This window comes from Mycobacterium asiaticum, from assembly GCF_001673315.1.
GTDB lineage: Bacteria > Actinomycetota > Actinomycetes > Mycobacteriales > Mycobacteriaceae > Mycobacterium > Mycobacterium asiaticum_B.
Window position 1 is genome coordinate 157087 of record NZ_LZLQ01000124.1, and the last position, 19697, is coordinate 176783.

The following is a 19697-nucleotide window of genomic DNA, read 5'->3' on the forward strand; positions in this document are numbered from 1 at the left end:
CCCACGAGGAAGCGAAAAGAGCATGACTGCAACTGACGAAAAGACCGACAAGAAGTCGGAGAGTTCCGACACCACCGGCCGTGTGGTTCGGATCACCGGGCCCGTCGTCGACGTCGAGTTTCCGCGGGGTTCTGTGCCGGAGCTGTTCAACGCCCTCACCGCCGAAATCACTTTCGAGTCGATGGCGAAGACACTCACTCTGGAGGTGGCCCAGCACCTCGGTGACAACCTGGTGCGCGCGATCTCGATGCAGCCGACCGATGGCCTGGTCCGCGGTGTGGAGGTAATCGACTCCGGTAAGTCCATCACGGTGCCGGTCGGTGAGGGCGTCAAGGGCCACGTCTTCAACGCCTTGGGTCACTGCCTGGACAAAGAGGGATACGGAGAAGACTTCGATCACTGGTCGATTCACCGCAAGCCGCCGTCCTTCGAAGAGCTTGAGCCCCGGACCGAGATGCTCGAGACCGGCCTCAAAGTCGTCGACCTACTGACGCCCTACGTGCGTGGCGGCAAGATCGCGCTGTTCGGTGGTGCCGGCGTGGGCAAGACGGTGCTGATCCAGGAGATGATCAACCGTATTGCCCGAAACTTCGGTGGCACATCGGTTTTCGCCGGCGTCGGGGAGCGCACCCGTGAGGGTAACGACCTGTGGGTTGAACTCCAGGAAGCCGACGTGCTCAAGGACACCGCGCTGGTGTTCGGTCAGATGGACGAGCCGCCCGGCACCCGTATGCGGGTCGCCTTGTCCGCACTGACGATGGCGGAATGGTTCCGTGACGAGGCGGGCCAGGACGTGTTGTTGTTCATCGACAACATCTTCCGGTTCACCCAGGCCGGTTCGGAGGTGTCGACCCTGCTCGGTCGTATGCCTTCGGCGGTGGGGTACCAGCCCACTCTGGCGGACGAGATGGGCGAACTGCAGGAACGCATCACCTCGACCCGAGGCAAGTCGATTACGTCGATGCAGGCCGTGTACGTGCCCGCCGACGACTACACCGACCCGGCCCCGGCTACCACGTTCGCGCACCTCGACGCCACCACGGAGCTGTCGCGATCGGTGTTCTCCAAGGGCATCTTCCCGGCCGTGGACCCACTGGCCTCCAGCTCGACCATTCTGGACCCCGGCGTCGTCGGTGACGAGCACTACCGTGTTGCGCAAGAAGTCATCCGAATTCTGCAGCGCTACAAGGACCTTCAGGACATCATCGCCATCCTGGGTATCGACGAGCTGTCCGAGGAGGACAAGCAGTTGGTCAACCGGGCACGACGGATCGAGCGTTTCCTGTCGCAGAACATGATGGCGGCCGAGCAGTTCACCGGGCAACCGGGTTCGACAGTGCCGGTCAAGGAGACCATCGAGGCCTTCGACAAGTTGACGAAGGGCGATTTCGACCACGTACCGGAGCAGGCCTTCTTCCTGATCGGCGGGCTCGACGACTTGGCCAAGAAGGCCGAGACCTTCGACGTCAAGCTGTGACAGGGAACTGCGGCCTGACCCAGACAGAAACGAAGGTGGTGTGACATGGCGGAAATGAATGTCGCGATCGTCGCCGTCGACCGTGAGATCTGGTCGGGCGAAGGGACTTTCCTGTTCACCCGCACCACCGTCGGTGAGATCGGCGTTCTTCCGCACCACATCCCGTTGGTTGCGCAATTGGTCGACGACGCGATGGTGCGCGTGGAGCGGGACGGCGAAGACGACCTGCGGGTGGCGGTCGACGGTGGATTCATGTCGGTAACCGAGGAGGGGGTCACCATCCTCGCGGAATCCGCGGAGTTCGAGTCGGAGATCGACGAGAGTGCGGCCCGGCAGGATTCGGAGTCCGACGACGAGAAGACCGCCGCTCGGGGCCGCGCAAGGTTGCGCGCCATCGGCGCGCTCGACTGATTGAAGAAGATGAGCGCGCCCATGGTCGGCATGGTCGTGCTCGTCGTCCTTGTCGTTCTGTTGGGGACGGCCGTCCTCGCGTTGAGCTACCGGCTATGGAAGCTGCGCCAGGGTGGAACGGCTGCCATCATGCGCGATATCCCCGCGGTGGGCGGGCATGGATGGCGACACGGCATGATCCGGTACCGCGGCGGCGAAGCTGCGTATTACCGACTCTCGAGTTTGCGGTTGTGGCCGGATCGACGGCTGAGCCGGCGGGGTGTGGAGGTCGTCGGCCGGCGCGCGCCGCGAGGCGACGAGTTCGACATCATGAGCGACGAGATCGTGGTGCTCGAATTGCGCGACACCACCCAGGACCGCCGGCTGGGTTACGAAATCGCCCTGGACCGTGGGGCATTGACCGCGTTTCAGTCGTGGTTGGAGTCGCGGCCTTCGCCCCGCTCCCGCCGACGCAGCGTGTAACGGGGCGAGCAGACGCCAAAGTCCGCGTTTCTTTAGCGGGGTAGTCCCTCGTTCCTTTCGAGGGGTAGTCCCTCTCCGTTCAGAGGGGTAGTTACCCCTTCTCGCCGCCTTTGCCGCCGCCAGGGCGCCACAGCACATCGCCCTCCGGGTTGGCGACGCGGGACAGTATGAAGAGCAGATCCGACAGGCGGTTGAGGTATTTCGCCGGCAGTACGCTAACGCTGTCGGGATGGGCTTCGACCGCCGCCCACGCCGAGCGCTCGGCACGACGGACCACGGTACGCGCCACGTGCAGCAGTGCCGACAGCGGCGAACCGCCCGGCAGCACAAAAGAATTCAGGGCCGGCAGGTTTTCGTTGTAGGTGTCGCACCAACCCTCGACCCGGTCGATATAGGCCTGGGCGATGCGCAGCGCAGGATGCTCGGGATTCTCGACCACAGGTGTGGAGAGATCAGCACCCGCGTCGAACAAGTCATTCTGGATCTGCCGCAGCACCTCAGTGAGTGCGCCGTCCGGGCCGCCAAGCGCGATGGCGACGCCGATCGCACAGTTGGCCTCGTCGCAATCCGCGTATGCCACCAGTCGCGCGTCGGTCTTGGCGACCCGTGAGAAATCGCTCAATCCCGTCGTACCGTCATCGCCGGTCCTTGTATAAATGCGGGTCAGGTGGACTGCCATGAGCAAAACCGTACCGGGGTGGCCGGTGGGCCCGGGGCTGGGCTGACTGACAACCCGATACCGCTTCACTAGACTTGCCCGGGTGGCCCAGCGATTCGTGGTGACCGGAGGCAACCGGTTGTCAGGCGAAGTCGCAGTTGGGGGCGCCAAGAACAGTGTGCTCAAGTTGATGGCCGCGACTCTGTTGGCCGAGGGCACCAGCACCATCACCAACTGTCCCGACATCCTCGACGTGCCGCTGATGGCCGAGGTGCTGCGTGGTCTGGGTGCCACCGTCGAACTTGACGGCGACGTTGCCCGCATCACCTCACCCGACGAACCCAAGTACGACGCCGACTTCGCCGCCGTGCGCCAGTTCCGCGCCTCGGTCTGCGTGCTGGGACCGCTGGTCGGGCGGTGCAAGAAGGCGCGGGTTGCGCTGCCGGGCGGCGACGCGATCGGGTCGCGCCCGCTGGACATGCACCAGGCCGGGCTGCGACAACTGGGTGCACAGTGCAACATTGAGCACGGTTGCGTGGTCGCGCAGGCAGATACGTTGCGCGGGGCCGAGATTCAGCTGGAATTTCCCTCCGTCGGCGCCACCGAGAACATCCTGATGGCCGCCGTCGTCGCCGAGGGCGTGACGACCATCCACAACGCGGCGCGCGAACCAGACGTGGTGGATCTGTGCACGATGCTCAACCAGATGGGTGCGCAGGTGGAAGGCGCCGGCTCGCCGACGATGACGATCACCGGCGTGCCTCGGTTGCACCCCACCGAGCACCGCGTGATCGGCGACCGCATCGTGGCCGCCACCTGGGGGATTGCCGCCGCGATGACCCGTGGCGACATCACGGTGACGGGAATAGATCCGTCCCATCTGCAGTTGGTCCTGCATAAGTTGCACGACGCCGGCGCGACGGTGACTCAAACCGACAGCAGTTTCCGCATCGCACAGTACGAGCGGCCGAAGGCGGTCAACGTCGCGACACTGCCTTTCCCCGGATTTCCTACCGACCTGCAGCCGATGGCGATCGCCCTGGCCTCGATCGCGGACGGCACTTCGATGATTACCGAGAATGTTTTCGAAGCGCGGTTCCGATTCGTCGAGGAAATGATCCGACTGGGGGCGGACGCCCGCACCGACGGGCACCACGCGGTGGTGCGCGGTCTGCCGCAGCTGTCGAGCGCGCCGGTGTGGTGTTCGGACATCCGGGCGGGCGCCGGCCTGGTGCTCGCGGGCCTCGTCGCCGATGGCGACACCGAGGTCCACGACGTGTTCCACATCGACCGTGGCTACCCGTTATTCGTTGAGAACCTGGGGATTTTGGGAGCTGAGATCGAACGGGTACAGTAACGACCAACAGAGCGACGCCCACCAGGCGCGGTCACCTCCCAGAGGAGATCGAAACCGGGGCTTGACTCTCCTGCCGGATGTGTATTAAGCTGGCAGGGTTGCCCCAAAACGGGCAAAAATGAAGCTAGAAGTGTTGTTTGAGAACTCAATAGTGTGTTTGGTGTTTTGTTTGTTGTTGTTTTTTGACTGCACCTGTACACCCCCGTGTGTGGGTGCGGTCGCAATTAATTTGATGCCAGTTTTGGTGTCTTTTTGTTAGATCAGATTTTCTCTGATTGTGAATTCACCTCGTTAGCGAGGGGTTTTTGTTTGGAGAGTTTGATTCTGGCTCAGGACGAACGCTGGCGGCGTGCTTAACACATGCAAGTCGAACGGAAAGGCCCCTTCGGGGGTACTCGAGTGGCGAACGGGTGAGTAACACGTGGGTGATCTGCCCTGCACTTTGGGATAAGCCTGGGAAACTGGGTCTAATACCGAATAGGACCACGGGATGCATGTCCTGTGGTGGAAAGCTTTTGCGGTGTGGGATGGGCCCGCGGCCTATCAGCTTGTTGGTGGGGTGACGGCCTACCAAGGCGACGACGGGTAGCCGGCCTGAGAGGGTGTCCGGCCACACTGGGACTGAGATACGGCCCAGACTCCTACGGGAGGCAGCAGTGGGGAATATTGCACAATGGGCGCAAGCCTGATGCAGCGACGCCGCGTGGGGGATGACGGCCTTCGGGTTGTAAACCTCTTTCACCATCGACGAAGGTCCGGTTTCCGGATTGACGGTAGGTGGAGAAGAAGCACCGGCCAACTACGTGCCAGCAGCCGCGGTAATACGTAGGGTGCGAGCGTTGTCCGGAATTACTGGGCGTAAAGAGCTCGTAGGTGGTTTGTCGCGTTGTTCGTGAAATCTCACGGCTTAACTGTGAGCGTGCGGGCGATACGGGCAGACTTGAGTACTGCAGGGGAGACTGGAATTCCTGGTGTAGCGGTGGAATGCGCAGATATCAGGAGGAACACCGGTGGCGAAGGCGGGTCTCTGGGCAGTAACTGACGCTGAGGAGCGAAAGCGTGGGGAGCGAACAGGATTAGATACCCTGGTAGTCCACGCCGTAAACGGTGGGTACTAGGTGTGGGTTTCCTTCCTTGGGATCCGTGCCGTAGCTAACGCATTAAGTACCCCGCCTGGGGAGTACGGCCGCAAGGCTAAAACTCAAAGAAATTGACGGGGGCCCGCACAAGCGGCGGAGCATGTGGATTAATTCGATGCAACGCGAAGAACCTTACCTGGGTTTGACATGCACAGGACGCCGGCAGAGATGTCGGTTCCCTTGTGGCCTGTGTGCAGGTGGTGCATGGCTGTCGTCAGCTCGTGTCGTGAGATGTTGGGTTAAGTCCCGCAACGAGCGCAACCCTTGTCTCATGTTGCCAGCGGGTAATGCCGGGGACTCGTGAGAGACTGCCGGGGTCAACTCGGAGGAAGGTGGGGATGACGTCAAGTCATCATGCCCCTTATGTCCAGGGCTTCACACATGCTACAATGGCCGGTACAAAGGGCTGCGATGCCGCGAGGTTAAGCGAATCCTTTTAAAGCCGGTCTCAGTTCGGATCGGGGTCTGCAACTCGACCCCGTGAAGTCGGAGTCGCTAGTAATCGCAGATCAGCAACGCTGCGGTGAATACGTTCCCGGGCCTTGTACACACCGCCCGTCACGTCATGAAAGTCGGTAACACCCGAAGCCAGTGGCCTAACCCTTTGGGAGGGAGCTGTCGAAGGTGGGATCGGCGATTGGGACGAAGTCGTAACAAGGTAGCCGTACCGGAAGGTGCGGCTGGATCACCTCCTTTCTAAGGAGCACCACGAAAAGCACTCCAATTGGTGGGGTGCAAGCCGTGCGGAGTTCTCGTCTGTAGTGGACGAGAGCTGGGTGCACAACAACAAGCAAGCCAGACACACTATTGGGTCCTGAGACAACACTCGGGCGCTAGCACGAAGCGTTGTCCCTCCATCTTGGTGGTGGGGTGTGGTGTTTGAGAATTGGATAGTGGTTGCGAGCATCAAAATGTATGCGTTGCCGTTCGCGGCAACGTGTTATTTTTGTGCAATTTTATTCTTTGGTTTTTGTAGTGTTTGTAAGTGTCTAAGGGCACATGGTGGATGCCTTGGCATCGAGAGCCGATGAAGGACGTGGGAGGCTGCGATATGCCTCGGGGAGCTGTCAACCGAGCGTTGATCCGAGGATTTCCGAATGGGGAAACCCAGCACGAGTGATGTCGTGTTACCCGTACCTGAATATATAGGGTGCGGGGGGGAACGCGGGGAAGTGAAACATCTCAGTACCCGTAGGAAGAGAAAACAATTGTGATTCCGCTAGTAGTGGCGAGCGAACGCGGAAAATGGCTAAACCGCATGCATGTGATACCGGGTAGGGGTTGTGTGTGCGGGGTTGTGGGAATGATCTTCTCGGCTCTACCTGGCTGAGGGGCAGTAAAAAAGTGTCGTAGTTAGCGGAAGTGGCCTGGGATGGTCTGCCGTAGACGGTGAGAGTCCGGTACGCGAAAACTTGACACCTGCCTTGATCAATCTCCCGAGTAGCAGCGAGCCCGTGGAATTTGCTGTGAATCTGCCGGGACCACCCGGTAAGCCTAAATACTTCTCGATGACCGATAGCGGATTAGTACCGTGAGGGAATGGTGAAAAGTACCCCGGGAGGGGAGTGAAAGAGTACCTGAAACCGTGTGCCTACAATCCGTCAGAGCCTCCTTGTGGGGTGATGGCGTGCCTTTTGAAGAATGAGCCTGCGAGTCAGGGACATGTCGCGAGGTTAACCCGTGTGGGGTAGCCGCAGCGAAAGCGAGTCTGAATAGGGCGCATCCCCGTAAGGGGTGTAGTGGCATGTTCTGGACCCGAAGCGGAGTGATCTACCCATGGCCAGGGTGAAGCGCGGGTAAGACCGCGTGGAGGCCCGAACCCACTTAGGTTGAAGACTGAGGGGATGAGCTGTGGGTAGGGGTGAAAGGCCAATCAAACTCCGTGATAGCTGGTTCTCCCCGAAATGCATTTAGGTGCAGCGTTGCGTGGTTCACCACGGAGGTAGAGCTACTGGATGGCCGATGGGCCCTACTAGGTTACTGACGTCAGCCAAACTCCGAATGCCGTGGTGTCAAGCGTGGCAGTGAGACGGCGGGGGATAAGCTCCGTACGTCGAAAGGGAAACAGCCCAGATCGCCGGCTAAGGCCCCAAAGCGTGTGCTAAGTGGAAAAGGATGTGCAGTCGCAGAGACAACCAGGAGGTTGGCTTAGAAGCAGCCACCCTTGAAAGAGTGCGTAATAGCTCACTGGTCAAGTGATTGTGCGCCGATAATGTAGCGGGGCTCAAGCACACCGCCGAAGCCGCGGCACATCTACTTATGTAGGTGTGGGTAGGGGAGCGTCCCTCATTCAGCGAAGCCGTCGGGTGACCGACGGTGGAGGGTGGGGGAGTGAGAATGCAGGCATGAGTAGCGAATAGGCAAGTGAGAACCTTGCCCGCCGAAAGACCAAGGGTTCCTGGGCCAGGCCAGTCCGCCCAGGGTGAGTCGGGACCTAAGGCGAGGCCGACAGGCGTAGTCGATGGACAACGGGTTGATATTCCCGTACCCGTGTGTGCGCGCCCGTGATGAATCATCCGTGCTAACCACCCAAATGGTTGCTGATCAATCCCTTCGGGGAGCGACGGTGACCGGCTGCGTGGGACCCCGGGTGGTAGTAGTCAAGCGATGGGGTGACGCAGGAAGGTAGCCGTACCAGTCAGTGGTAATACTGGGGCAAGCCCGTAGGGAGAGCGATAGGCAAATCCGTCGCTCATATATCCCGAGAGGTGACGCATAGCCGATTGAGGCGAATTCGGTGATCCTCTGCTGCCAAGAAAAGCCTCTAGCGAGTTCACACACGGCCCGTACCCCAAACCAACACAGGTGGTCAGGTAGAGAATACCAAGGCGTACGAGATAACTATGGTTAAGGAACTCGGCAAAATACCCCCGTAACTTCGGGAGAAGGGGGGCCGGCATGTCGTGAACACCTTTTCGGTGGGAGCGGAAGCCGGTCGCAGAAACCAGTGAGAAGCGACTGTTTACTAAAAACACAGGTCCGTGCGAAGTCGCAAGACGATGTATACGGACTGACGCCTGCCCGGTGCTGGAAGGTTAAGAGGACCCGTTAACTCGTAAGGGTGAAGCGGAGAATTTAAGCCCCAGTAAACGGCGGTGGTAACTATAACCATCCTAAGGTAGCGAAATTCCTTGTCGGGTAAGTTCCGACCTGCACGAATGGCGTAACGACTTCTCAACTGTCTCAACCATAGACTCGGCGAAATTGCACTACGAGTAAAGATGCTCGTTACGCGCGGCAGGACGAAAAGACCCCGGGACCTTCACTATAGCTTGGTATTGTTGTTCGGTACGGTTTGTGTAGGATAGGTGGGAGACTGTGAAACCTTAACGCCAGTTAGGGTGGAGTCGTTGTTGAAATACCACTCTGATCGTATTGGACACCTAACGTCGAACCGTATATCCGGTTCACGGACAGTGCCTGGTGGGTAGTTTAACTGGGGCGGTTGCCTCCTAAAATGTAACGGAGGCGCCCAAAGGTTCCCTCAACCTGGACGGCAATCAGGTGTTGAGTGTAAATGCACAAGGGAGCTTGACTGCGAGACTTACAAGTCAAGCAGGGACGAAAGTCGGGATTAGTGATCCGGCACCCCCGAGTGGAAGGGGTGTCGCTCAACGGATAAAAGGTACCCCGGGGATAACAGGCTGATCTTCCCCAAGAGTCCATATCGACGGGATGGTTTGGCACCTCGATGTCGGCTCGTCGCATCCTGGGGCTGGAGCAGGTCCCAAGGGTTGGGCTGTTCGCCCATTAAAGCGGCACGCGAGCTGGGTTTAGAACGTCGTGAGACAGTTCGGTCTCTATCCGCCGCGCGCGTCAGAAGCTTGAGGAAACCTGTCCCTAGTACGAGAGGACCGGGACGGACGAACCTCTGGTCCACCAGTTGTTCCACCAGGAGCACCGCTGGATAGCCACGTTCGGCAAGGATAACCGCTGAAAGCATCTAAGCGGGAAACCTTCTCCAAGATTAGGCTTCTCACCCACTTGGTGGGATAAGGCCCCCTGCAGAACACAGGATTGATAGGCCAGACCTGGAAGCTCAGTAATGAGTGTAGGGAACTGGCACTAACCGGCCGAAAACTTACCAACACAACCAAGCGCAACCACTTATCCAGTTTCACGGCTATTAGTCGTGGGACACCACACCCCCCATCAACACAAATTTAAATAGAGTTACGGCGGCCACAGCGACAGGGAAACGCCCGGTCCCATCCCGAACCCGGAAGCTAAGCCTGTCAGCGCCGATGGTACTGCCCTATTCGGGTGGAAGAGTAGGACACCGCCGAACACACAAAAACACCCCCATTCATTTGGGGGTGTTTTTGCATTTCTGGGCCTCGGCTACGGCTGGGATTAATGAACGGAAATATGCCGGTCTATTTATTGCATGGATTTATTGCGTGGACGCTCCGGCGTGCCAATACTTTTAGTGTTTAGTCGAACAATGTGAGGTCGGCCGGCGCGCGCTGCTTTTCCAATGCGAGCAGTGTCTGTTTACGATCCAATCCACCGCCATATCCGGTCAATTTTCCGCTCGCCCCGATGACCCGATGGCACGGCACCACAATCGCGATCGGATTGTGCCCATTAGCCAGTCCGACAGCCCGTGCAGCGCCGGGTGCATTGATCTGTTGCGCAATCTCCCCGTAGGACCTGGTCTCTCCGTAAGGAATGGTGAGCAAAGCGTTCCACACCCGCTGTTGAAATGGTGTTCCTCCCAGGTCCAACTCGACATCGAAGTCGGTGAGCTCGCCGGCGAAATAAGCATCGAGTTGTCGGACGGCTTCGGCGAACGCGTCGTCGTCGCGCGTCCAGCCGGTGCGGCTGGGCTCGTAGGTCTGATCCACCATTCGTAGATTCGTCAGAACCCCGTCCCGGCCGGCCAGTGTCAGCGGTCCGATGGGGCTGTCGATGGTGCGGTATTTGATCATGCGATCTCCTTTGGATGCTCCCGGGTCGGCCACTGGTTCACCGGGTGATCGAGCGTGGTCCACAGGTGCTGAGTTGCGTAGGAGCGCCAAGGCCGCCACCGGGTGCTGTGCTCGAGCAGGGCGCGTTCCTGGTCCGGTAAGCCCAACTGCTTGGTTGCCAGTTTCAGGCCAAGGTCGCTGGCCGGGAACGCGTCGGGGTCGCCCAACGCGCGCATGGCGATGATCTCCGCCGTCCAGGGGCCGATTCCGGGCAGGTCCATCAGCTGTCGTCGGGCACGGATCCAGTCGCAACCCGGGTCCAGGGTGACATTTCCGCTGGCGATCGCGCCGATCAATGCACTCAAACTTCGTCGCCGCGCGTTCGGCACCGCCAGGTGGATCGGGTCGATGTCGGCGAGCTCCTCGGCGGAGGGAAAGGTGTGGGTCAGCCCGCCGGCGTCGTCGCGCACGGGTTGTCCGTAAGCCGAGACCAGCCGGGCAGCGTGCGTGCGCGCCGCTTTGGTCGACACTTGCTGGCCCAGCACCGCGCGCACCGCCAGCTCAGCCTCGTCGACGGTACGGGGAATGCGTTGCCCGGGTGCTTTGGCAACCACTGCGCTCAGCGATGGGTCTGCACTGAGCGCCTCGACCACGGCCTCAGGGTCGGCGTCCAGGTCCAGCAGCCGCCGGCACCGGGCGGTCGCCGCGGCGAGGTCACGGAAGTCGTCGAGCACCAGCAGACAACGCACGTGGTCCGGGGCTGGAATGAGGGTGACCAGTCCATTGCCCCGGGCGAGTCGCAGGGTGCGCCGGTATGCGCCGTCGCGCACCTCTTCGCAACCCGGCACCGCGGTGGCGGCCAGATGTCCGAAGACGCCCTCGTAGGCGAACGGGGCACGCACCGGAAGGCGTAGGGACACCACCCCGGCGGACGTCAACCCGGACCCGAATCGCGCGACAGCGCGCTGGCGTAGTGCCGTCGGGGTGCTGTCGCACACCAGGCGGACGGTGTCGTTGAACTGGCGGATGCTGGCGAATCCGGCGGCGAACGCGACATCGCCGAACGGCAGATCGGTGGTCTCGATCAACACCCGAGCGGTCTGCATGCGTTGCGCGCGGGCCAAAGCGAGCGGGCCCGCACCGACTTCGGCGCGCAGTAATCGCTCCAGCTGGCGGGTCGTGTAGCCGAGGTGGTTTGCCAGGCCGGTGACGCCCTCGCGATCCACCGTGCCGTCAGCGATGAGCCGCATGGCTCGTGCCACGACATCGCCGCGCACATTCCACTCGGGCGAGCCCGGCGATGCGTCTGGACGGCATCGCTTACAGGCCCGAAAGCCCTCACGCTGGGCCGCGGCCGCCGTCGGTAGGAATCGCACGTTACGGGCCAATGGCGGCCGCACCGGGCAGCTGGGCCTGCAATAGATCCGGGTGGTCAGGACGGCGATGACGAACCAGCCGTCGAACCGGGCGTCCTTGGCCTGGACCGCCCGGTAGCACCGTTCGAAATCGTCGTGCACCCTTCGACAATTACACCCGGGCGCCGACATGACTGGCGGAAAACCGACATCAATGTGCGTGGTTCAGTTGTCCGAGTCGGCCGGCTGCACCGGTTTGGCCAGCCGGGTGGGCTCGTCGTGTCCGCGTAGCGTCACTTCCTCGTCGAGGGACCAGTGCTGCCGCTCCTCTTCGCTGGCACCGTTCAGCGCGTCCGATGAGGCAAGCAGTCTGCCCGGATAGTCTTTCGCCAACTCGCAGAGTCGGGCGGCCTCGTTTACCGGCTCGCCTATCACGGTGTATTCAAAGCGTTCCTTGGCGCCGACGTTGCCCGCGACCACGTGACCCGCCGCCACGCCGATCCCGGCTTTGCACTCAGAGATTTCGTTCGCGAGACGCTCGGACATGCAGCGCGCGGCGGCCAGCGCCGCGTCTTCGGGCTTGTCCAGGCTGTTCGGCGCACCGAAGATGGCCAGCGAAGCATCGCCTTCGAACTTGTTGACCAGGCCGCAATGCCGGTCCACTTCTTCGACGATGATGGTGAAGAACCGATTGAGCACCTTGACGACATCCGAGGGGCGCTGGGTGGTGACCAGCTTGGTGGAGCCGATGATGTCGATGAACAAGACAGCGACATGGCGTTCTTCGCCACCCAGTTTCGGTTTCTCGCGTTCGGCGGCGAGCGCGACTTCCCGGCCGACGTGCCTTCCGAAAAGGTCGCGCACCCGTTCTCGTTCGCGCAGCCCCGCCACCATCGCGTTGAAACCTCGCTGTAGCTCGCCGAGTTCGGTGCCGTCGAAGACCACCAGGTCGCCGCGCAGGTTGCCGCGCTCGACGCGGCTCAGCGCCGCGCGTACCACCCGCACCGGCGTCGCGGTGAGCCACGCCAGGATCCACATCAGGGTGAAACCGAAGATCAGGGTCACCGTCGATACGAACAGCACACAGACCGCGAACTGGGTCTCGGTCATGTTCCGCAGCAGGATCTGGAAGATCGCGACCAGGGTGATGCCGACGACGGGGACGCCCGAGCCGAGCAGCCAGACCATCAAGGTGCGGCCCATGATGCCCGGCGCCAGTCGGCGCGGCGGCGGGCCGGCTTCCAGCGCCTGCGCGGCCACCGGACGCAGCGCGAACTCGGCCAGCAGATAGCTTCCGGTGGCCACCAGGACGCCGCAGAAGCTGATCGAGAACATGAACCGCGGGATGAAAATGCGGTTTTCCATGCCGTAAAGGATGGTCAACAGCGCCGCCCCAACGCCCCACAGGATGAGGTCCACGATCGCCACTCGCCAGGGCGCGAGGAAGGTATTGCGTTCGTCCTCGCGGGTGGGTGCTCGTTCTTCGATGGCCCACCGCAGCGCCTGGACGGTGCGCCGGGTTATCCAATACGTTCCCACCGCCAGGGCGAGCACGATGTAGGCCGGGGACACCCCGAATGTGATCCACAGCAGTTCCTCGTCGAACACGCTGGGGACCGGGATGGCCACCGTCACCAGCAACAGCGCGACGACGATCCCGATGAGGTTCGCGCCGACCACCATCGAGGTCAGGATGATCTGGATGCGTATCCGCCGGCGGTGCTGGCTTTCCGAGACGCGCCCAAGCAGCCAGGAGCCGTAGGCGGGGGTGTCCGGCCGACCGCTTTGGCGGGTCACCCTCTCCAGCACCCGGCCCAGGCGCTGCGCCACGCTCGGTTTGGCGGCCTTCTTGGGCGACATGGTGGCGTCAGCCTATTCGGTCCAGCACGCTCTAAGGTGAGTCGGGTGCGTCTAGTGATCGCAAAATGCACTGTCGACTACGTCGGTCGGCTTACCGCGCATCTTCCGTCGGCTCGTAGATTGCTGTTGTTCAAGGCCGACGGGTCGGTCAGCGTGCACGCCGACGACCGCGCCTACAAACCCCTCAATTGGATGAGTCCGCCCTGCTGGCTGACCGAGGAGCCGGGTCAGCTGTGGGTCGTCGAGAACAAGGCGGGCGAGCAGTTGCGGATCACCGTCGAGGAGATCGAGCATGACTCCAGTCACGAGTTGGGCGTCGATCCCGGACTGGTCAAAGACGGAGTCGAGGCTCACCTGCAAGCGTTGCTGGCCGAGCACGTCCAGCTGCTGGGCGAGGGGTACACGCTGGTCCGCCGCGAATACATGACCGCGATCGGTCCGGTCGATCTGCTGTGCCGGGACGAAAACGGTGGTTCGGTCGCTGTGGAGATCAAGCGCCGTGGCGAGATCGACGGTGTGGAACAGCTCACCCGCTATCTCGATCTACTCAACCGCGACACCGTGCTGGCCCCGGTCAAGGGAGTGTTCGCCGCCCAGCAGATCAAACCGCAGGCCCGCACCCTGGCCACCGATCGCGGGATCCGTTGTCTGACATTGGATTACGACAAAATGCGGGGGATGGACAGCGACGAGTACCGGCTGTTCTGATGGCCCGGCGCCGCAAACCGCCGCCTCGGTGGCAATCGCCGCCGCCGCTGCGGCAATCGCCGCCGTCGCTGCGGCGAGTGGAGATCGGGCCGGACGGCTACGAGTACGAGGTGCGTCCCGTTGCGGCCGCACGCGCCCTGAAGACCTACCGCTGTCCGGGATGCGACCACGAAATCCGTTCCGGCACAGCTCACTTGGTGGTGTGGCGAACGGAGTCGGCCCAATCGGTCGACGACCGACGGCACTGGCACACGCCGTGTTGGACCAACCGCGCTACCCGCGGCCCCACCCGGAAGTGGTACTAGCCGCCTCAGCGAGGAGCCGGCTCAACCAACTCGATCAGGACACCACCGGCGTCCTTGGGGTGGATGAAGTTGATCCGGGAGTTTGCGGTGCCGCGTCGGGGGGCCTCGTAGACCAGCCGGACACCTTGAGACCGCAGCTGCTCGCACATCGCGTCCAGGTCCCTGGTGCGGCAGGCGAGCTGCTGAATGCCCGGTCCACGCTTGTCGATGAACTTCGCGATCACCGACGTCTCGTCGAGCGGGGCCATCAGTTGGATTTGTGCGCTGGTGCCGGGCACCGCCAGCATTGCCTCGCGGATTCCCTGGTCGTCGTTGATTTCTTCGTGCACCAGGATCATGCCAAGATGGTCGTTGTACCACTCGATAGCGGCATCCAGGTCGGCGACTGCAATGCCGACGTGATCGAGTCCGGTGACCAGCGAGGTAGCGAGACTGCGACGGGCGTCAACTTGATCGGTCGTCATTACACAACGGTAACCTCGGAACAAAGAATCCGCTTCTCCGGGTTGGCACTATCAGCCGTTCGGAGCGCGTGTAGGAGGTCTGATGACAACGTCGGTGATCGTTGCTGGAGCCCGGACTCCCATTGGGAAGCTGATGGGCTCGCTGAAGGATTTCAGCGCCAGCGATCTGGGTGGAATCGCGATCAAAGCTGCTCTGGAGAAGGCGAATGTGCCGGCTTCGCTCGTCGAGTACGTGATCATGGGCCAGGTGCTGACGGCCGGTGCCGGGCAGATGCCGGCGCGCCAGGCGGCGGTTGCGGCGGGCATCGGCTGGGAGGTGCCGGCGCTGACCATCAACAAGATGTGCCTGTCCGGAATCGATGCGATCGCCCTGGCTGACCAGCTCATCCGGGCCGGCGAGTTCGACGTGGTGGTCGCCGGCGGTCAGGAGTCGATGACCAAGGCGCCCCACCTGCTGATGGACAGCCGGTCCGGCTACAAGTACGGCGACGTCACGGTGCTGGACCACATGGCCTACGACGGGTTGCACGACGTGTTCACCGACCAGCCGATGGGCGCGCTGACCGAGCAACGAAACGATGTCGACAAGTTCACCCGTCAGGAGCAGGACGAATACGCGGCGCGGTCGCACCAGAAAGCAGCCGCAGCCTGGAAGGACGGAGTCTTCACCGACGAGGTCGTGTCGGTGCAGATACCTCAGCGCAAGGGGGATCCCTTGCAGTTCAGCGAGGATGAGGGCATCCGTGCCAACACCACCGCCGACTCGTTGGCGGGCCTCAGGCCGGCGTTTCGCAAGGACGGCACCATCACCGCCGGCTCGGCGTCCCAGATCTCGGACGGCGCGGCCGCGGTTGTGGTGATGAACAAGGACAAGGCCGAGGAACTGGGGCTGACCTGGCTGGTCGAGATCGGCGCCCACGGCGTGGTGGCAGGACCGGACTCGACCCTGCAGTCGCAGCCGGCCAACGCCATCAAGAAGGCACTCGACCGCGAAGGCATCTCCGTCGACGAGCTGGACGTCGTCGAGATCAACGAGGCCTTCGCAGCGGTGGCCCTGGCCTCGACTCAGGAACTCGGGATCGACCCGGAGAAGGTCAACGTCAACGGCGGAGCGATCGCCGTCGGGCACCCCATCGGGATGTCGGGGGCACGGATCACGCTGCACGTGGCGCTGGAACTCGCCCGCCGCGGCTCGGGTGTCGGTGTCGCTGCGCTGTGCGGTGCCGGCGGGCAGGGCGACGCCTTGATTCTGCGCGCGCGGTAGACCCGCGAAACCAAGCAAACGTTTGCTACAGAGGCCGCTCGGCTGGCCTGACCGCGGCTGCTGTGAGATTGGTCATATCCGCCGGTCAGGGTCGGTGTGAACGGACCACGATTGCGTGACAGACTTGTCGGCGTGACACGTCCTCGCCCCTCGATCGGGCCAGCGTTGGCCGGTGCGGTCGACCTGTCCGGTCTCAAACAACGCGCCCAGCAGAAGGCGACAGCCGGCGCAGCCGGCCCGACGGCGCGGTCGTCTGCCGCCGAATCCGGCGGGTCTTCGGCCGGACCCGGCCCCGGCGAAGTGCGCATTGTCCAGGTCACCGAAGCCAACTTCGAAGACGAGGTGATCAATCGCTCCGACGAGGTGCCCGTCGTCGTGCTGCTGTGGTCACCGCGCAGCGACGTCTGCGTCGACCTGCTCGAGACGCTGTCCGGACTGGCGGCCGAGGACAACGGCTCCTGGGTGCTGGCCGCCGCCAACGTCGACGCCGCCCCCGGCATCGCCCGGGTCTTCGGCGTGCAGGCTGTTCCGACCGTGGTGGCTTTGGCTGCCGCGCAACCAGTTTCGAGTTTTCAGGGCCCTCAGCCCGCCGACCAGTTGCGCAGCTGGATCGACTCCCTGTTGGACGCGACGGCCGGAAAGCTCAAAGGGCCGGCAAGCGCTGGTCAACCGGAGCAGGTGGACCCGGTGTTGGTCCAAGCGCGTCAACAACTCGAGGCCGGTGACTTCGAAGGGGCCCGGACCTCTTACCAGACGATCCTGGACGCCGACCCCGGCAGTGTCGAAGCCAAGGGCGCCATCCGTCAGATCGACTTCCTCACGCGCGCAACAGCACAACGTCCCGATGCGGTCGAGGTCGCCGACGCGGCTCCCGACGACATCGAGGCCGCGTTCGCTGCCGCCGACGTGCAGATACTCAACCGCGATGTCACCGGGGCGTTCGAACGCCTGACGGCGCTGGTGCGCCGGACGGCAGGGGATGACCGGACCACGGTGCGGACACGACTGATCGAGTTGTTTGAGCTGTTCGACCCGGCCGATCCCGAAGTCGTTGCGGGCCGTCGAAACCTCGCCAACGCGCTGTACTGACCGTCTGCTCGCGCGAGAACTCTCGAGCGAATCAGACCTCTTCGGGTTCCAGCCAGATCGCCGAGTTGGGCGGCAGCACCATGACCGCGGACGCCGGACGCCCATGCCACGGATCGTCGGTGGCGTCGACGCCGCCCAGATTGCCCCGCCCGGAGCCGTTGTAGACGGTCGCGTCGGTGTTCAGCACTTCCCGCCAGCGTCCGGCCTGCGGCAGGCCGAGTCGGTAGCCGCTGTGCTCGGCTCCGGAGAAATTGAACACACAGGCCATGGCCGACCCGTCGCTGCCATACCGCAGGAAGCTCAACACGTTGTTGGCGGAGTCATTGGCGTCGATCCACGAATAGCCGTCGGGGGTCGTGTCCTGACTCCACAGCGCGGGGTGGCTGGAGTAGATCTTGTTGATGTCGCGCACCAGGCGCAGCACACCGTTGGAGAACCCTTGCTCGTCCAGCTGCCACCAATCCAGGCCGCGCTCTTCCGACCATTCCGCACGCTGCCCGAATTCCTGTCCCATGAACAGCAATTGCTTGCCGGGGTGCGCCCACTGGTAGGCGAGCAGACTGCGTAGGCCGGCCGCCTTGGCGTGGTTGTCTCCCGGCATCCGGCCCCACAGGGTGCCCTTGCCGTGCACCACCTCGTCGTGACTGAGCGGCAGCACGTAATTCTCGCTGAACGCGTACAGCAGCGAGAATGTCATCTCGTGGTGGTGGTAGTTGCGGTAGACCGGGTCACGGCTGATGTAATCCAGCGTGTCGTGCATCCAGCCCATGTTCCACTTCATCGAGAAGCCAAGTCCGCCAAGGTTGGTGGGCCGGGTCACGCCGGGCCAGGATGTCGACTCCTCGGCGATGGTGACGATGCCGGGCGCTGCTTTGTGTGCCGTGGCATTCATTTCCTGCAGGAACTGCACTGCCTCCAGGTTCTCCCGGCCGCCGTAGATGTTCGGCGTCCAGCCGCCCTCTGGGCGTGAATAATCCAGGTACAGCATCGACGCGACGGCGTCGACCCGCAGGCCGTCGATGTGGAACTCCTGCAGCCAGTACAACGCGTTGGCTACCAGGAAGTTCCGGACTTCCGGTCGGCCGAAGTCGAAAACATAAGTGCCCCAGTCGAGTTGCTCACCCCGCTTGGGGTCGGAATGCTCGTAGAGCGGGGTGCCGTCGAATCGGCCCAGAGCCCACGCGTCCTTCGGGAAATGGGCAGGCACCCAGTCGACGATCACACCGATGCCCGCCTGGTGCAGGGCGTCGACCACAGCGCGGAACTCGTCAGGTGTGCCGAACCGCGACGAGGGCGCATAGTACGACGTGACCTGATACCCCCACGACCCGCCGAAGGGGTGTTCGGCGACGGGCAGCAGCTCGACGTGGGTAAACCCTTGCTCGACAACATATTCTGTCAGCTCGTGGGCGAGCTGACGGTAGCTGAGCCCGGGCCGCCAGGAGCCGAGATGGACTTCGAGTGTGCTCATCGGCTCGAATACCGGGTTGCGCTGCGGCCGCTGCGTCATCCACTCGTCGTCGTTCCAGGTGTACTCGCTGACCGTCACTCGCGATGCCGTCTGGGGCGGCACCTCGGTGCCGAACGCCAGCGGGTCGGCCCGATCGGACACCACGCCGTCGGCGCCGTGCACCCGGAACTTGTACAGACCATCGACGGGGAAATCCGGCCAGAACAATTCCCAGACGCCGGATGATCCGAGCACGCGCATCGGAGCGTCGTTGCCGGTCCATCCGTTGAATTCGCCGATCAAATTGACGCCCTTGGCGTTGGGCGCCCACACGGCGAACGACACCCCGTTGACCACGCCATCCGGGGTGGTGAACGAACGGGGATGAGCGCCAAGGACTTCCCAGAGTCGCTCGTGCCGTCCCTCGGCGAACAGATGCAGGTCGACCTCGCCCAGCGTGGGCAGGAACCGGTACGGGTCGGCGACGACCTGCGGGCCCGAGCCGTCATAGGTCACTTCCAGCCGGTAGTCGACCAGGTCGACGAAAGGCAACGCGACCGCAAACAAACCGGCGTCGAGGTGTTGTAGTGGGAAGCGGTCGTCACCGACCAGCGCGACCACGCTGGTGGCGTGCGGGCGGAAGGCCCGGATGACGGTGTGGTCGCGGTACTCGTGTGCTCCGAGAATCCCGTGGGGGTTGTGATGCGCGCCGGCAGCGAGTGTCGCGACCTCCGCCGGGTCCGGCACCAGATGCGTGCTGGTGAATTGGTCGGCTTTATTCACTTTCT

Annotated in this window: 14 protein-coding genes and 3 rRNA genes; 11 read left to right on the forward strand and 6 right to left on the reverse strand. The window is 62.6% G+C overall.

Annotated features, from left to right (window positions below; all coding sequences use genetic code 11):
* Nucleotides 1–22: 22 nt before the first annotated feature.
* Genes atpD through A5636_RS19780 form a run of 3 tightly spaced genes read left to right on the forward strand, consistent with a single transcriptional unit; the run spans nt 23 to nt 2350 of the window.
* On the forward strand, nt 23–1477 hold the full coding sequence (gene atpD, locus A5636_RS19770) for a F0F1 ATP synthase subunit beta (RefSeq protein WP_065160316.1): 1455 nt from the start codon (nt 23–25) through the stop codon (nt 1475–1477).
* 45 nt (nt 1478–1522) lie between these two features.
* Nucleotides 1523–1888 (forward strand): F0F1 ATP synthase subunit epsilon, encoded by a 366-nt coding sequence (locus A5636_RS19775; RefSeq protein ID WP_065160317.1) that lies wholly within the window; start codon nt 1523–1525, stop codon nt 1886–1888.
* Between the two features lie 9 nt (nt 1889–1897).
* Entirely contained in the window at nt 1898–2350 is a 453-nt protein-coding gene (locus tag A5636_RS19780; RefSeq protein ID WP_065160318.1) for a DUF2550 domain-containing protein, read from the forward strand.
* A 91-nt stretch (nt 2351–2441) separates the two neighbouring features.
* On the opposite strand, the gene A5636_RS19785 is transcribed toward A5636_RS19780, so the two are convergent.
* On the reverse strand, nt 2442–3029 hold the full coding sequence (locus A5636_RS19785) for a cob(I)yrinic acid a,c-diamide adenosyltransferase (protein ID WP_065160319.1): 588 nt from the start codon (nt 3027–3029) through the stop codon (nt 2442–2444).
* A gap of 82 nt (nt 3030–3111) precedes the next feature.
* Here A5636_RS19785 and murA point away from each other — a divergent pair, with 82 nt between their 5' ends.
* The 4 genes from murA (at nt 3112) to rrf (ending at nt 9792) form a co-directional block, all read left to right on the forward strand.
* Nucleotides 3112–4365 carry a UDP-N-acetylglucosamine 1-carboxyvinyltransferase gene (gene murA, locus A5636_RS19790; protein ID WP_065160320.1) on the forward strand — a complete coding sequence of 418 codons (1254 nt, stop codon included), beginning with the start codon at nt 3112–3114 and terminating at the stop codon, nt 4363–4365.
* A 306-nt stretch (nt 4366–4671) separates the two neighbouring features.
* Nucleotides 4672–6200: ribosomal RNA gene (locus A5636_RS19795) — 16S ribosomal RNA — on the forward strand.
* Between the two features lie 283 nt (nt 6201–6483).
* Nucleotides 6484–9593, forward strand: a 23S ribosomal RNA gene (locus tag A5636_RS19800).
* A gap of 85 nt (nt 9594–9678) precedes the next feature.
* Nucleotides 9679–9792: ribosomal RNA gene (rrf, locus tag A5636_RS19805) — 5S ribosomal RNA — on the forward strand.
* The 16S, 23S and 5S rRNA genes sit together here, the layout of an rRNA operon.
* 145 nt (nt 9793–9937) lie before the next feature.
* On the opposite strand, the gene A5636_RS19810 is transcribed toward rrf, so the two are convergent.
* The 3 genes from A5636_RS19810 to A5636_RS19820 form a co-directional block, all read right to left on the reverse strand.
* Nucleotides 9938–10435, reverse strand: coding sequence for a methylated-DNA--[protein]-cysteine S-methyltransferase (locus A5636_RS19810; protein ID WP_065160321.1), 498 nt, complete (start codon nt 10433–10435; stop codon nt 9938–9940).
* Nucleotides 10432–11931 (reverse strand): DNA-3-methyladenine glycosylase 2 family protein, encoded by a 1500-nt coding sequence (locus A5636_RS19815; RefSeq protein WP_065160322.1) that lies wholly within the window; start codon nt 11929–11931, stop codon nt 10432–10434. The genes A5636_RS19810 and A5636_RS19815 overlap by 4 nt, the downstream gene beginning before the upstream one ends.
* Before the next feature lie 63 nt (nt 11932–11994).
* Nucleotides 11995–13629 carry an adenylate/guanylate cyclase domain-containing protein gene (locus A5636_RS19820; protein ID WP_065160323.1) on the reverse strand — a complete coding sequence of 545 codons (1635 nt, stop codon included), beginning with the start codon at nt 13627–13629 and terminating at the stop codon, nt 11995–11997.
* Nucleotides 13630–13674: 45 nt separating this feature from the next.
* Here A5636_RS19820 and nucS point away from each other — a divergent pair, with 45 nt between their 5' ends.
* Complete coding sequence (nucS, locus tag A5636_RS19825) at nt 13675–14337, forward strand: endonuclease NucS (protein ID WP_065160324.1); 663 nt, start codon at nt 13675–13677, stop codon at nt 14335–14337.
* Entirely contained in the window at nt 14337–14642 is a 306-nt protein-coding gene (locus A5636_RS19830) for a hypothetical protein (protein ID WP_065160325.1), read from the forward strand. Before nucS ends, A5636_RS19830 begins: the two co-directional genes overlap by 1 nt.
* 5 nt (nt 14643–14647) lie before the next feature.
* On the opposite strand, the gene mce is transcribed toward A5636_RS19830, so the two are convergent.
* Nucleotides 14648–15106 carry a methylmalonyl-CoA epimerase gene (mce, locus tag A5636_RS19835; RefSeq protein ID WP_065038526.1) on the reverse strand — a complete coding sequence of 153 codons (459 nt, stop codon included), beginning with the start codon at nt 15104–15106 and terminating at the stop codon, nt 14648–14650.
* A gap of 82 nt (nt 15107–15188) precedes the next feature.
* Here mce and A5636_RS19840 point away from each other — a divergent pair, with 82 nt between their 5' ends.
* Together A5636_RS19840 and A5636_RS19845 are read left to right on the forward strand one after the other, a co-directional pair.
* The gene (locus tag A5636_RS19840) at nt 15189–16370 is read left to right on the forward strand and encodes an acetyl-CoA C-acetyltransferase (RefSeq protein ID WP_065160326.1); all 1182 of its coding nucleotides are present in this window, start codon (nt 15189–15191) and stop codon (nt 16368–16370) included.
* Between the two features lie 132 nt (nt 16371–16502).
* Nucleotides 16503–17459: a thioredoxin family protein gene (locus tag A5636_RS19845; protein ID WP_065160424.1), complete on the forward strand. Its 957-nt coding sequence runs from the start codon at nt 16503–16505 to the stop codon at nt 17457–17459.
* 31 nt (nt 17460–17490) lie between these two features.
* On the opposite strand, the gene glgB is transcribed toward A5636_RS19845, so the two are convergent.
* Nucleotides 17491–19692: a 1,4-alpha-glucan branching protein GlgB gene (gene glgB, locus A5636_RS19850; protein WP_065160327.1), complete on the reverse strand. Its 2202-nt coding sequence runs from the start codon at nt 19690–19692 to the stop codon at nt 17491–17493.
* Nucleotides 19693–19697 lie beyond the last annotated feature (5 nt).

Bases quoted from the DNA above. Each gene is read 5' to 3' on its own strand.
- A5636_RS19810 (WP_065160321.1), bottom strand. From the start codon at position 10,435: ATGATCAAATACCGCACCATCGACAGCCCCATCGGACCGCTGACACTG.
- atpD (WP_065160316.1), top strand. From the start codon at position 23: ATGACTGCAACTGACGAAAAGACCGACAAGAAGTCGGAGAGTTCCGAC.
- mce (WP_065038526.1), bottom strand. From the start codon at position 15,106: ATGACGACCGATCAAGTTGACGCCCGTCGCAGTCTCGCTACCTCGCTG.
- A5636_RS19785 (WP_065160319.1), bottom strand. From the start codon at position 3,029: ATGGCAGTCCACCTGACCCGCATTTATACAAGGACCGGCGATGACGGT.
- A5636_RS19775 (WP_065160317.1), top strand. From the start codon at position 1,523: ATGGCGGAAATGAATGTCGCGATCGTCGCCGTCGACCGTGAGATCTGG.
- A5636_RS19820 (WP_065160323.1), bottom strand. From the start codon at position 13,629: ATGTCGCCCAAGAAGGCCGCCAAACCGAGCGTGGCGCAGCGCCTGGGC.
- A5636_RS19840 (WP_065160326.1), top strand. From the start codon at position 15,189: ATGACAACGTCGGTGATCGTTGCTGGAGCCCGGACTCCCATTGGGAAG.
- A5636_RS19830 (WP_065160325.1), top strand. From the start codon at position 14,337: ATGGCCCGGCGCCGCAAACCGCCGCCTCGGTGGCAATCGCCGCCGCCG.
- A5636_RS19780 (WP_065160318.1), top strand. From the start codon at position 1,898: ATGAGCGCGCCCATGGTCGGCATGGTCGTGCTCGTCGTCCTTGTCGTT.